This window comes from Flavobacterium gelatinilyticum, from assembly GCF_027111295.1.
Classification (GTDB): domain Bacteria; phylum Bacteroidota; class Bacteroidia; order Flavobacteriales; family Flavobacteriaceae; genus Flavobacterium; species Flavobacterium gelatinilyticum.
Map to the genome: position 1 here is coordinate 2,917,207 of NZ_CP114287.1, position 13,382 is coordinate 2,930,588.

Sequence of the window (13,382 nt, forward strand, 5' to 3'; positions counted from 1 at the left end):
CACGCTGCTAAAGGCAATTTTTCAAACAAAAAACAAAAAAACCTAATTTTTATTGATGCTGTACTGCGATTGGGTTACGCTTTCGAAAACCGCTTTTAAATCGGCTATCAGATCTTCAACATCTTCAATTCCAACAGAAAGTCGGACTAAATCTTTTGATACCCCGGTTGACAACTGATCTTCTTCAGACAATTGCTGGTGGGTTGTGCTGGCAGGATGAATAATGAGCGATTTGGTATCGCCTATATTGGCTAAAAGAGAAAATAAACGGGTTTCATCAACCACTTTTTTAGCTGCGTCAAACCCGCCTTTTAGTCCAAAAGTAATAATACCGCTTTGTCCTTCAGGAAGGTATTCTTTGGCGAGATCATAATATTTATTCGTTTTTAAACCCGGGTAATTTACCCAGACTACCTCATCTTGTTTTTCCAGCCATTCAGCCAAAACCAAAGCATTTTCACTGTGTTTTTTAATTCGGATCGGTAAGGTTTCTAATCCCTGAATAATCTGGAAAGCATTAAACGGGCTTAATGCCGCTCCAAAATCACGCAATCCTTCGATTCTTGCTTTTGCAATAAAGGCTGCGTTTCCTAAAGCTTCGTGATACACTAATCCATGATATCCGGCTGAAGGTTCTGTAAATTCAGGGAATTTTCCGTTGGCCCAGTCAAAACTTCCGGCGTCAATTATGGCACCTCCTAATGAAGTTCCGTTTCCGGATATATATTTCGTTAAAGAGTGAATTACAATATCGGCACCGTATTTAATTGGGTTTAATAAATAAGGTGTCGCAACTGTATTATCTACTATAAACGGCACTTTGAATGCTTTGGCTTCTGCCGAAATTGCTTTTAAGTCTAATACATCTAATTTTGGATTTCCTAAAGATTCTACAAAGAATGCTCTTGTATTTTCTTTTGCCGCTTTGGTAAAGTTTTGAGGATCTGAAGGGTCTACAAAAGTGGTGGTAATTCCTAAGCGAGGCAGGGTAACGCTTAATAAATTATAAGTTCCGCCGTATAAGCTGTTGGATGCCACGATATGATCGCCTGCTCTTAATAAGGTCAGTAAAGTGGTAGAAATGGCCGATGCTCCTGATGCTGTAACGACAGCTCCAATACCTCCTTCCAGCGCTGCTAATCGTTGTTCAAGAACATCATTTGTAGGGTTATTTAATCTGGTGTAGATAAATCCTGCTTCGGCAAGACCAAATAAGTTAGCTGCATGATCTGCGTTATTAAATACGTAAGATGATGTTTGGTAAATTGGTACTGCTCTGGTTCCTGAATTTTTAGTTACGTCGTGTCCTGCGTGTAAGGCGTTTGTTGCGAATTTTTGTGTACTCATGATTTCTTAGTTTTTTGGGTATTGTTAATACTATTATATATTGTCAGTTGATTTTTGCAATTGTAATTGTCGTTGAATTTGATTTAAGCAAAAAGTTCTTCTGCTTCTTCTTCCAGTTCATACATTTGAAACAGCAGTGATTTTTGATGTTTTGCACTCTGCTCTTCGTTTAATCGTGTTACTTCTTTTGCTATTTGTTCTGATATATCGCTGTTTCTTTGAGAATCGTTTCTTAATAAATACTCTATTGCGATTGAATTTAATGTTTTCATGATGTGTAATTTTAAAGTGTTGAAATGAAAAAAAAATGCCGAAATGAAAAAGCCCTTTCGGATGGCGACCAAAAGGGCTTATAGTATAACTATAACAAAGATTGTCTCTTTCACTTTTGGCAACAGCAGGAGTGGATGCACATTTGCATCATCTTACAACACATTATATTTCTTCTTGCTATTGTTTTCATTTTAATATAAAATTGAATTAAACTGATTTTTTAAATTCTACTAATTCGATAGAGTAAATGTAACAAGTATTTTTTTAACCGCCAAATAAAACTTGATATTTTCTTTTAATTTTTTTTATCTCAATAAAACCAGACGGTTATCTTGTTCTATTAACTTAAAAATTAGCCGCAGATTAAACGATTACAGTGATTTTAAAATCAATGCTAATTCTCAATCTCCAATCTGCGGCTGGTTTTTTATAACTTAAAATTTAAAGCTTAAACGGGCAAAACCAAATCTTCCGTTTAGTCCAAACTGCGATACGGCTCTTGAATAAGCAAACTGATTGGCGTTTGATAAATCTGTACTTGGCGCCGGTGATAATGTTGGCGTGGTATTGGTAAATGCCGGAGTCGACGGATTGTTTCTGTCCGGATAAACATCTCCTATATTATTAAACCCAACAGTTGCTCTAAAATGTTCGTTGATCTGGTAGCCAAAAGATAAATCGGTTACTAATTTTGCGCTGTATTCCGGATGTTCGTAAACCGAAGCGAAACCGTCCAGATTCACATCTGTTGCTCCCGGATCTGTTACTTTTCCGAAATAACTGTTTCTTAAATAAATATCCAGTTTTTTAATACTGAAAGTGGTTGTTAAGTTTGCTTTTAATTTCGGGATTGCTTCTTCTAAATACACTCGGCTTGATTCCGGGAAAAATGAATAGATATAAGGATCTCCTCCTGCATTAACGATAGACTGCGGTACGTTTAAATCGCCGACTCTTTTGGTTTCATTATAACTTAAAGCAAAATCATTTCTGATCACAAAATCCTGAATTACATCATATTTTTGAGAAATAACTACATCTATTCCTTTTGTTTCAGAATCGATTCCGTTTGTCCAGAACGAAGCTCTTTCTACACCTTTTAAATCAAATGCCTGCTGAAATAAAGTCAGCGCGTCTTTTTGCGTCTGCGAAGTTGCCGCATCTATCTGCGCATCTGTCGGTCTGGCATATTGCCCGGAAAGAACGATTCTGTCGTTGATTCTTGTAAAATAAGCATCGGTTGCGATGGTTATGTTAGCATCCGGAATTTTAAATGTAAATCCTGTGCTGATACTTTTTGATTTTTCGGGTTTTAAGTTTTCTACTCCAATACTTTTTGCTGCCTGCGAATCATTTGTAAAATAGCCTACCTGATAAGGTGATCCGTTGATAAACTGGGTTGAACTTGATTCAAAATATTTTTGCTGTAATGAAGGCGCTCTAAATCCTGTCTGTCCTGAAATTCTCCAGTTAATATTATCGGTTAATTTTAAAAGAGAAGCTAGTTTGAAGGTTACGGTACTTCCAAAGTCTGAATAGTTTTCATAACGTGCTGCTCCGTTTACCAGCCATTTTTCGGTTGCATTTAATTCCAGATCCAGATATGCCGCACCGCTTTTTCTGTCTTTTTCTTTAGCATCAGATGGCTGAAAACCTGAAAAACCCTGTGCTCCTGCGCCGCGTTTGTTCCCGAAAAAGTCGGTTACAATTAATGGCGAATTTCCTGGCAGAATTCCGGTAACCAAAGCGCCGTTTACATCATACAATCCGTATGAGGCTTCTTCTCCTTGTTTGATTTGGTAGTTTTCATATCTGAATTCACCTCCAAAAGCAACATTCAATCCTGAAAGAACATCCAGCTTTTTACTAAAATCCAGATTGGTTGTGCTTTGCAGAAACGAAACTTTTCCGGCATCAAAACTAGAAGGTGAATTTACTCCAAGTGTTGCATTGATCGTATTATTTACATCGTATTGAAAAGAGTTTGTTCCGAGGTTGGTGCTCAAATCTGTATCAAATCCAAATAATTCTGTAGTTACACCTAATGCAGCAGAAGCATCTAATATGGTAGATTCTATTTCCGGTAAAAATCCGTTTTGATATACTTGTGTAAAAGTTCCTGAACCGTTTGGAAGTCTGTTAAAAGCATACGACTGGCCGTTTCTGTATGATAATCCTCCAAATGAATATAAAGAAGTATTTTCGGTTAAAGGATATTTGGCATTATAATACGCCTGACCCGATGCCAGTTCTGACTGCCCTACACTCATATTATAGTCACTTCTTTCCTGACCTCTGTAAGCCAGCTCATTATTAGTAACATCAAAATTCAAAGCAGTCTGCATTTGAGCAATTGTAGTCGCCGATGCAATTGCGTTTTGCTGTGCCGGGGTAAAGTAACTTACCTGTGGTGCATATTGTTGCAACGAACTAATAATTTGTCCCGAATTTCCAGTCGAATTAATATTACTGAATAAGGAATTAATTTGTACGCCGTTTTGTGCTGCTCTGTTTTCGACCGCATTATAGGCATTAAAAATACCATTGCTTCTAATCCCCGCACGGCTTGTTGCTTGTCTGGTTACAGCTGTACCGGTAATATTTAAGAAACTTCCCGGTTTTCCTAAAGAAGTTCCGTAGTTTAAATCTACCTGAACGGTTTGTCCGTCGGCACCGCCTTTAAAATTGTTTGATCCTGATGATAAATTGGTTCCGTACTGAATACCTCCGCTAAGGTATTTGGCATCTTTTTTCAGTACAATATTAATAACTCCGGCAATGGCATCAGAACCGTATTGTGCAGCGGCACCGTCACGCAAAACTTCGATTCTTTCGATTGCAAAAGACGGAATGGCATTTAAGTCTGTTCCTACAGATCCTCTTCCCGGTGATCCGTTTATATTAACCAAAGCACTGGTGTGCCTTCTTTTTCCGTTCACCAAAATTAAAACCTGATCCGGTCCTAATCCTCTTAATTGCGCCGGATCGACGTGGTCTGTTGCATCTGCTGTAGATGTTGCGTTACTGGTAAACGATGGTGCAACATAATTCAAAATCTGGGTAACACTGGTCTGCGGTGCTCCTTTTGTAATATCGGCCACGTTAAAAACATCTACCGGAACCGGTACATCTGTTTTTACTCTGTTCTTACTTCTTGACCCAATAATAGTAACTTCTGATAATTCATTATTTTTTAAAGTATCCTGCTCTGTTTTATTATCCTGGGCATAAATACCTGAAAAAGTCAAAAGACCCAATACGATTAGTACATTTTTCTTCATTTCTTTTTTAAGGATTAATTAGTGTTTTTTGTTTAAAAAAAATCTTACAGCTTTTGTCTTTGAACAAAAAAAAACCTCTGCGGTCTGCAGAGGTTCTATATATCTTTTTGAAAAAAAACTACAATAGAGTCTCTGCGGAGAGTTCCGGCATCTTACAAGACATCATATTGCAAATTGTAAATTTCATTTTGTTTTTGTTTGTTTTAACGATGCAAATTTGCGAACTATTTTTTTATCAGCCAAACAAAAACCTAAATATTTTCTATTACCCTATCAAATTAGTATATTACTGTTAAATTTATGCTGTAAAAAAGAAAAAAAGTTGAACTTTAATTTGCAAATCAAAATCGTTTTATACCTTTGCACGCGAATACAGAGGAAAAATTTGAACTGATTGCAACCTCTTCATAATGAAATGTTTCGTTATGGATGCTGAAAGATTCATTTCAGCAGTAAAAAATGCTAAAGCAGGAACTCTCCTTTAGCTCTTTTTAGCAATTATTTTCCTCGCTTAATTTTAAATTTAATCATTATTATGGCTTATTTATTTACGTCAGAATCTGTTAGTGAAGGGCATCCAGACAAAGTTGCAGATCAAATTTCGGATGCATTAATTGATAACTTTCTGGCATTTGACGCTGACTCAAAAGTAGCGTGTGAAACATTGGTTACAACAGGTCAGGTTATTTTAGCAGGTGAGGTAAAATCGAATACTTATCTTGATGTGCAGCAAATTGCCCGCGAAGTAATCCGTAAAATTGGATATACTAAAAGTGAATATATGTTTGAAGCCAATTCTTGTGGTATTCTTTCAGCAATTCACGAGCAGTCTGCTGATATTAATCAGGGAGTTGACAGAGCTAAGCCGGAAGAACAAGGTGCAGGAGATCAGGGAATGATGTTTGGTTACGCTACAAACGAAACCGCAAACTACATGCCGCTTGCACTTGATTTATCTCATAAATTATTACAGGAGTTAGCTATTTTAAGACGCGAAAACAAGGAAATCACGTATTTACGTCCGGATGCAAAATCTCAGGTAACTTTAGAATACAGCGACGATAACAAACCAACCCGTATTGACGCAATTGTTATCTCGACACAACATGATGATTTTGATGAAGAAGCTTCTATGCTTGCTAAAATCAAAAAAGATATTGTTGAAATCCTGATTCCTAGAATTATCGCTAAAAACCCAGAACACGCTCATTTATTTAACGATAAAATCAACTACCATATTAACCCAACAGGAAAATTCGTTATTGGAGGACCTCACGGAGATACCGGTTTAACAGGAAGAAAAATCATCGTTGATACTTACGGTGGAAAAGGTGCTCACGGTGGTGGTGCATTCTCTGGAAAAGATCCAAGTAAAGTTGACAGAAGTGCCGCTTATGCAACTCGTCATATCGCTAAAAACTTAGTTGCAGCCGGTGTTGCTGACGAAATCTTAGTTCAGGTTTCTTACGCAATTGGAGTTGCTGAGCCAATGGGAATTTTCATTGAAACTTACGGAACTTCTAAAGTAAACTTAACTAACGGTGAAATCGCTAAAAAAGTAGAAGCTATCTTTGATATGCGTCCTTACTTTATCGAGCAGCGTTTGAAATTAAGAAATCCTATTTATAGCGAAACTGCTGCTTACGGACACATGGGACGTAAACCAGAAACGGTTACTAAAACTTTCTCTGCTCCGGGCGGAAACGAAAAAACAGTTACTGTTGAGTTGTTTACATGGGAAAAACTTGATTTTATTGATCAGGTAAAAGCTGCATTTGGATTATAATTTTGATTCACAGATTATTATTTTTTAGATTTTACAGCTAAACTCTTTTAATCTTACTATATAATCCCGAATTCTATTTCTTTAGAATTCGGGATTTTTTTTGTTTATATACCGATATTCTCTTTTATTTGTAAAAAATAACCTATAAAAATGAGCAGACTTCCTTCTTTACAAAAAGTACTACGTATAACCCAAAAAACAGTTGTGCGATTTCCATTAGAAACACTTACAGCAATCTGCGGGACTATCTTTGCTATTTTAATGATCAATGGAGACAATTCACAAACAGAACATTTTTATTCAAAAGTAATAATGAGCTGTTCATTATGTCTGGTTTGGTTTGTATCTGCAACGCTTTTCTTTACTGCAAAACAAAGCAGTAACATCGTTCGGTATCTTGTCAGTCTGGCTGTTGCAGGTTTATGTACAACCTTTGTATTTAGTTTTCAGGAAAGAATTTCTCAAATTGAGGTACAAGAGTTTTTTGTACTCAATCTATCACTGCATTTGCTGGTTTCGTTTGCCGGTTTTTTACCAAGAAATTATAATCAGGAAGAGTTTTGGGAATTTAACAAACATCTTTTCTTACGAATACTAACAGCAGGATTATACAGCATTGTTCTTTATGGCGGATTAACGCTGGCTGTATTAGCTGTAGATCAACTATTTAAAACAAATATTGATCATAAAATCTACGGCTATCTTTTTGTAGCAATTGTCGGACTCTTTAATACAATTTTCTTTTTAAGCGGCGTTCCCGAAACTAATAGTAAAGAGTTCCCGCTTCAATTGAACTATCCTAAAGGATTGAAAAATTTCACGCAGTTTGTATTACTACCTCTTATCAGTATTTATCTGGTGATATTAATTTGTTATGAAACCAAAATTATCTTTACACTTTCTCTGCCTGTAGGATGGGTTTCTTATCTGGTTTTGGCTTTTGCCATTACCGGAATTCTTTCTTTTTTGTTGGTTCATCCTATTGCAAATGAAAGCGGAAATCTTTGGATGAGAACTTTTAACCGCTGGTTTTATTTCTTATTAATTCCGCTGTTATGTTTATTATTCTGGGCTATTTTATACCGAATTAATCTTTACGGATTTACGCATCTTCGTTATTATGTTTTATTATTATCAGTGTGGCTGGCAGTTGTTGTTTTTTATTTTCTGCTGCAGAAAAATCCTAAAATAAAATTCATTCCTATTAGTATGTGCATTGCCGGATTGTTTTCAATTGTTGGACCTCAAAGTGCCGATTCTGTTTCAAAATACAGCCAGTTATCGCGATTTGAAAATTACATTAAGAGTATTGAAACTAAAAAACTGACTTTTGAAGAAGAGCAAGAGTTAAGCAGTATCGTGTATTTATTAAACCAAAATTATGGATTTGAAATTATGCTCCCTTATGCCGATAAAAAATTAGATTCATTGTATAAAAAAGATAAAGATCCGGGGTCGACAAAAATTATGCAAGTTTTAGGACTTCAATACCGCTCAAAATACGACCGGAAAAGCGATCTAAACGACTCATTTTCTTATTACTATTATGAGAACAGCAGCAATACGATCGTTAACATTCATGGTTACGATTTTATAATTGTTTTATACAAGAACTACGGATTTGAAAGTAAGAATGTACTAACCATAGATAATAAAAAGTATTTCATTAAATCAGAAGTACAGGATTACGGTCAGGATTTAATAATTAACAAGGATACTATTCCTTTGAAAATAAATGATTTTATAAAAACAAATTCAAATTTTAATTATAATACTGCCAACTCAGATGTTAAAATCGAGCAAAAAATAGTAACTTCAAAATATACCGTTTTATTGGACTATATAAATGCAAATGGTATAATTAAAAACAATCAAAGGATTCCAGAAAATTACCAGATAAAAGTTATGGTTGGAATCAAGAAATAGAAAAAATAAACCCGATAAGATTTAAAACTTATCGGGTTTATTTTTTATAATCATAATTCTTAATACGTTCCGTTTTTCATTTTTGATAAAACGTCTTTTATTTCACTTGCCGTTTCTTCTTCTACCGCATCACTTAAATATTTTACTGCCAGTGTCTGTGTTGCAATCGCTTTATCTTTCTGACCATCTTTGTAATACAACTGTGCCAGAGTATCTAGATAATAGGGGTTGTTTTTACTTAATATCAAACTGCATTCTGACCAGTTTATGGCTTTTTTAATATAAACAGGATCTTTTAAATTTACGGCTGCAGACCACGCCGCTTCATTAAATAAATTAGAATGATATTCTTTAAACTCTTTCCAGTCGTGATAATAAAGTGAATTGGCATCAAAAGCCACATCAAACATTTGATCTAAGTTTTGAATAAGTTGTTCTTTAATTCCAAAATTATTACTGAAGTAGGCGGCAAACTCTTCTATATATTTCTTTTTATCACTTCCTGTCTCTGCATTATCAGCCAAATATTGGAAGTAATTTCTATAAAATTCAAAATTCCCGTTATTGATCAACAATGTTTTTTCGTATGTTTCTTTTACTTTTTTCTGATTTGATACTTCTTGTTTCTCTTTATCATTATATAACCGTGTGGAGTTTTGCAAAGCATTCGAAATTTCTGAGATCACATTCTGAATCTGAGTCTGAGCTTTAAGCCCGGAATTATTATATTCTTCTCTTTTCGCATTTATAGCATCGCAATGTTTTATCAGATAATCGATAGATTCAAAATCAGTATCACTTAGAACTTTATCTTCCAGGAATATTTGTTTTGTATAGCCAACTCCTCTTATTTCCTGAATGATCGAAACTGCCAGATGCATATTCGGTTCTGTATCTTTTTTGTGGTTTTCGATTATTTTCTTCCAAACCTGCTGCGCTTTTTTTGAATGTAAGTCGAACTTAATAAATTTGAAGTCTTCGTTATTTGCATATTCTTCGCTGTATTCATAATCATAATCGCCTATTGAACCTAATGCCGAGATATCATAATAGGCCTTTACCAATTCTGAATCAGTCGAATTGCTGTTGTTTACTATACGTGCAAAATTGTTTTTTAAATATGTTGTTTTCAATTTACCATTAAAAGAATCATAAAATGTAAACTTATCTATTTTTTCCTGAGTCAATTTTGATTCTGCCGATGCCAAAATGGTTCCGTTTCTGTCTAATAGTAAAATAGCCGGGGATTTTATCTTATTCTTTTTCAGCCAGACAACATCTTCTTCTGTCGCAAAATAATAATTATAAAGATCATACCGAGCATCGTAGGAATCCGTAAAATAATAGCTTAATGTTTGTTCCAGTCTTTCTATAAAATGGTTAAAATCTTCCTGAGCATCTTTATTATCGTCGTAATAGACAGCTAAAAACTTATTTTCTTCATTTTTGGTTCGTTGTAAAGCTTCCGGAAATGTTTTTTCAATTTTAAGTTTGTACTGTATCCTATTAGAAACCTCTGTGCTGTCTAACGGTGCTGAAACTGACCTCTCTCCATCATAATCACCTGCGGCTTTTCCCGGATAGGTCCATGTTGCCACTCTCTTGATTTCTAATGGAGGAATTAGGGATTCTTTTGATGCTATTTGAGGTTCCTCATTGTGAAAAACGGCGCTATTATCTTTTGTTTCTCCAATCATCAGCAAATCAGTGTTCTTATCATAAAAACCTTTTAATTGTAATTTGCTGAAAAAATCATATCTGGCATGCACCTTTACCTCTGTTATTGCCTTGGGGATTTCGTATTTAACTATTTCTCTTGGTTCAAAATCAAATCCTTCATTTACAAAATATAAATATTGCACACGATTGATTTCAAAACTTTGGTTACAAGCATCATTTCCTTCTTTATAATGTACAAGATCAGATACTTTTTGATAATGAACAGGATCTGTACCATTTTGTGTACCTATATATATACCATATAATGAATCATCTCCAAAATTGATCTTAATTTTATCTAAAGCTGTTTTTTTATTTTTAAGATACTCAACTTCAAAAACAGATTTATCTATATCACGGTTTTTTAAAATTAAGGAATCGTTCTTAATTTCATAATCACCATAAAACCAAATCATTTCGAATTTATTATCGTCCAATAAATTCAATTTCATTCTTTTTCCAGAATCTTCCAGTGAATAAAAAGATCCTTTCCTAAAAGTCTGCTGTTGCGAAAAAGACGGAATCGCAGCAAACGAAAACAGTAACAAAAGTGCTAAATAATTCTGCATAACGACCATATTAAAAAATTAAAATAATTCTTACAAAAATAATCTATTTATCCATACAAGCTATTTATTTGCAGATAATATACTACAAAATAAAAACAGCCTAATAATAAAAATTTATCAGGCTGTTTGTTTTTTTTATAAAAAATTGATATCTAATACGTTCCGTTTTTCATTTTTGATAAAACGTCTTTTATTTCACTTGCTGTTTCTTCTTCTACCGCAGCATTTAAATATTTTACTGCCAGTGTCTGCGTTGCAATCGCTTTATCTTTTTGACCATCTTTGTAATACAACTGTGCCAGAGTATCTAGATAATAGGGGTTGTTTTTAGTTACAACCAAACTATATTCTGACCATTTCACGGCATCTTTAATAAAGCCTGAATTCATAGGTTTCTCTACTACTGCCCAGGCTGCAGAATTACAAATACTTGAATGATATTCTTTAAACGAATTCCATCCATCATATGAATAACTTGAGCTTGAATCTAATCCGGAAAACAGTGCATCTAATTTTTCAATTGGACTTGGGCCTTCCAGAGCAGAATCAAAATAAAGATTAAATTCTTTTAAATAAGTTGTATTAGAACCGTCATTATCTGTAATCTGGCTTAGGTAATAAAAATAATTTCTGTAGGCATCAAAATTACCTTTTCCTGATGCAATAATCTTCTTGTATATAGAATTGACTTTGTCTTTGTTGATTTCTCCGGAAACTCCATCCTGAGAAAGATAAAGGTTTTGCTGTAATGCATCGGCAATTTCAGAAACTGCATTGCTCATTGGGTTTACAGGATATACACCTTTAGCATTATTAAATTGGGTACGCCCTTCTTCAATTTTATCTGAATGTTTTAGAAGATAATCTATGGCAAGAAAATCAGTATCGTTAAGGATTCTGTCTTGATTAAAAAGCTGTTTTGTAAATCCCTGGTTTTTGATTTCTTTTATAATTGTTTCTGCCAGATACATATTGGGTGCTGTATCTTTTTGATGCGCTTCAATTAGTTTTTTCCATGCCTGAACTGCTTCTGTTTTATCAAGTGAGCTTTTTGTTACCACAAATTCAGTAGAATTGGCATCTGTCAGCGAATATTCTGAATCGTAATCGTATGAAGTTTCCAATAAAGCGGCTTTATTAAAAGATTTAATTAAATCTGCATCTGATGCTTTTTTGTTTTTGAATATTTTTTCGATTGAAACAAAAGCATCTGCACGCTGCAGTTTACGATACAAATCACCATAATAACTAAACTGATATTGCTGTGCGGTTAAATCTGATTTTGCAATGGCAAGCAGATCTCCTTGTCCGTTTAAAATAAAAATAGCCGGATCAGCAGTAATTTTATTGTTTTTAAGCCATTTTTTATCATCGGCACCAGCCAGATAATAATTAAAAACATCATATTGTGCATTGTACGAATCGTACATATTGTATCCGGTTTGTGTTTCCTGATCTTTTACAAAAGCATCAAAAGTTTCTTTTGTTGTTTTTTTACTGTCATAATACACCACTAAAAACTTGGAATTTGATTCCTTAGTTGCGACAAGCGCCTTACTTAACGTATTTTCAATCTTAAGCTTAAAATCATACTTTGTGTAATTTGGATAAACTGCAGAGTCAGCAGCTACAATTGTACTGTCTGCTCCATATCCAAAATCATCGCTTAATAAGGTTTTTTCTTTTCCCGGATACGTCCAGTTTGTCACTGTTTTACTTTCCAGAGGAACTATTTTATCTTTTTTTACCGGCTGCGGGTCTTTTTCATTAACAAAAACCAATGGATTTAATCCGGCTTTTTCAGTGATTTTTAATTCGTTAGTATTCTTATCAAAAAATCCCTGAATATTTAAATCGCTTATTACTGCTAATTCGTACGAAACCGTGATTTCTGAAACCTCTTTTGGCAGCGCAAACTTACTGACAGTGCCAGCATATGAATAATCTTCGTAAACCAGATACAGAAAATCTGCTTTTTCAATTTCAAATTCTATATTATTTTGTGTCCAGTCCGGGTCCTGTTTACTTCTAATCTCAGAAAGTTTCTGGTATTTAACTTCTTCATTTCCTTTTTGAGTCCCTATATAAAAAGAATAGTAGGACGGATCAAGAAATTTAATTTTTATGTTTTTAGCTTTTTTATCAGTCTTAAAAGCAAGATCAAAACTGGTTCCTGATGGTGTATTTTTAGCAAATACTAACGAATCGCCTTTTATTTCATATTCTCCGGAATAAAATACCAATTCATATTTATTATCATTTAATAAATTCAGTTTGATCTTTTGACCTTTATTAGTAGAAAGATAAGTTCCTTTTTCAAGTTTTTTAGTTTGAGAATGTGATACCGTGATTCCAAAAGAAACCAGCAGTAAACTCCAAATAAAATTACGCATGATGTGAATTTTGTCGTTAATAGCATAACAAAGATATTCTATTCTTATTGAAAACGAACCAATAAACCGCAGTTGTTTGTAATCTAAA

At 34.3% G+C, this 13,382-nt stretch carries 7 protein-coding genes; 2 read left to right on the forward strand and 5 right to left on the reverse strand.

Annotated features, from left to right (window positions below):
• Nucleotides 1–42 precede the first annotated feature (42 nt).
• The 3 genes from OZP11_RS12335 to OZP11_RS12345 form a co-directional block, all read right to left on the reverse strand.
• Complete coding sequence (locus tag OZP11_RS12335; RefSeq protein ID WP_281230863.1) at nt 43–1,347, reverse strand: O-acetylhomoserine aminocarboxypropyltransferase/cysteine synthase family protein; 1,305 nt, start codon at nt 1,345–1,347, stop codon at nt 43–45.
• Between the two features lie 83 nt (nt 1,348–1,430).
• Nucleotides 1,431–1,619: a hypothetical protein gene (locus tag OZP11_RS12340; protein WP_281230864.1), complete on the reverse strand. Its 189-nt coding sequence runs from the start codon at nt 1,617–1,619 to the stop codon at nt 1,431–1,433.
• Nucleotides 1,620–2,054: 435 nt separating this feature from the next.
• A complete protein-coding gene (locus tag OZP11_RS12345) occupies nt 2,055–4,901 on the reverse strand; it encodes a TonB-dependent receptor plug domain-containing protein (RefSeq protein WP_281230865.1) in 2,847 nt (948 codons plus the stop codon).
• A gap of 535 nt (nt 4,902–5,436) precedes the next feature.
• Between OZP11_RS12345 and metK the strand changes: the two genes are divergently transcribed.
• Together metK and OZP11_RS12355 are read left to right on the forward strand one after the other, a co-directional pair.
• Entirely contained in the window at nt 5,437–6,687 is a 1,251-nt protein-coding gene (gene metK / locus OZP11_RS12350; protein ID WP_281230866.1) for a methionine adenosyltransferase, read from the forward strand.
• A 150-nt stretch (nt 6,688–6,837) separates the two neighbouring features.
• The gene (locus tag OZP11_RS12355) at nt 6,838–8,613 is read left to right on the forward strand and encodes a DUF4153 domain-containing protein (RefSeq protein WP_281230867.1); all 1,776 of its coding nucleotides are present in this window, start codon (nt 6,838–6,840) and stop codon (nt 8,611–8,613) included.
• Between the two features lie 59 nt (nt 8,614–8,672).
• Here the strand turns inward: OZP11_RS12355 and OZP11_RS12360 are convergent, their stop codons facing one another.
• Together OZP11_RS12360 and OZP11_RS12365 are read right to left on the reverse strand one after the other, a co-directional pair.
• Nucleotides 8,673–10,901 carry a hypothetical protein gene (locus OZP11_RS12360; RefSeq protein ID WP_281230868.1) on the reverse strand — a complete coding sequence of 743 codons (2,229 nt, stop codon included), beginning with the start codon at nt 10,899–10,901 and terminating at the stop codon, nt 8,673–8,675.
• Between the two features lie 152 nt (nt 10,902–11,053).
• Nucleotides 11,054–13,294 carry a hypothetical protein gene (locus OZP11_RS12365; protein WP_281230869.1) on the reverse strand — a complete coding sequence of 747 codons (2,241 nt, stop codon included), beginning with the start codon at nt 13,292–13,294 and terminating at the stop codon, nt 11,054–11,056.
• Nucleotides 13,295–13,382: the final 88 nt, after the last annotated feature.

Bases quoted from the DNA above. Each gene is read 5' to 3' on its own strand.
- OZP11_RS12345 (WP_281230865.1), bottom strand. From the start codon at position 4,901: ATGAAGAAAAATGTACTAATCGTATTGGGTCTTTTGACTTTTTCAGGT.
- OZP11_RS12365 (WP_281230869.1), bottom strand. From the start codon at position 13,294: ATGCGTAATTTTATTTGGAGTTTACTGCTGGTTTCTTTTGGAATCACG.
- OZP11_RS12335 (WP_281230863.1), bottom strand. From the start codon at position 1,347: ATGAGTACACAAAAATTCGCAACAAACGCCTTACACGCAGGACACGAC.
- OZP11_RS12340 (WP_281230864.1), bottom strand. From the start codon at position 1,619: ATGAAAACATTAAATTCAATCGCAATAGAGTATTTATTAAGAAACGAT.
- metK (WP_281230866.1), top strand. From the start codon at position 5,437: ATGGCTTATTTATTTACGTCAGAATCTGTTAGTGAAGGGCATCCAGAC.
- OZP11_RS12360 (WP_281230868.1), bottom strand. From the start codon at position 10,901: ATGCAGAATTATTTAGCACTTTTGTTACTGTTTTCGTTTGCTGCGATT.
- OZP11_RS12355 (WP_281230867.1), top strand. From the start codon at position 6,838: ATGAGCAGACTTCCTTCTTTACAAAAAGTACTACGTATAACCCAAAAA.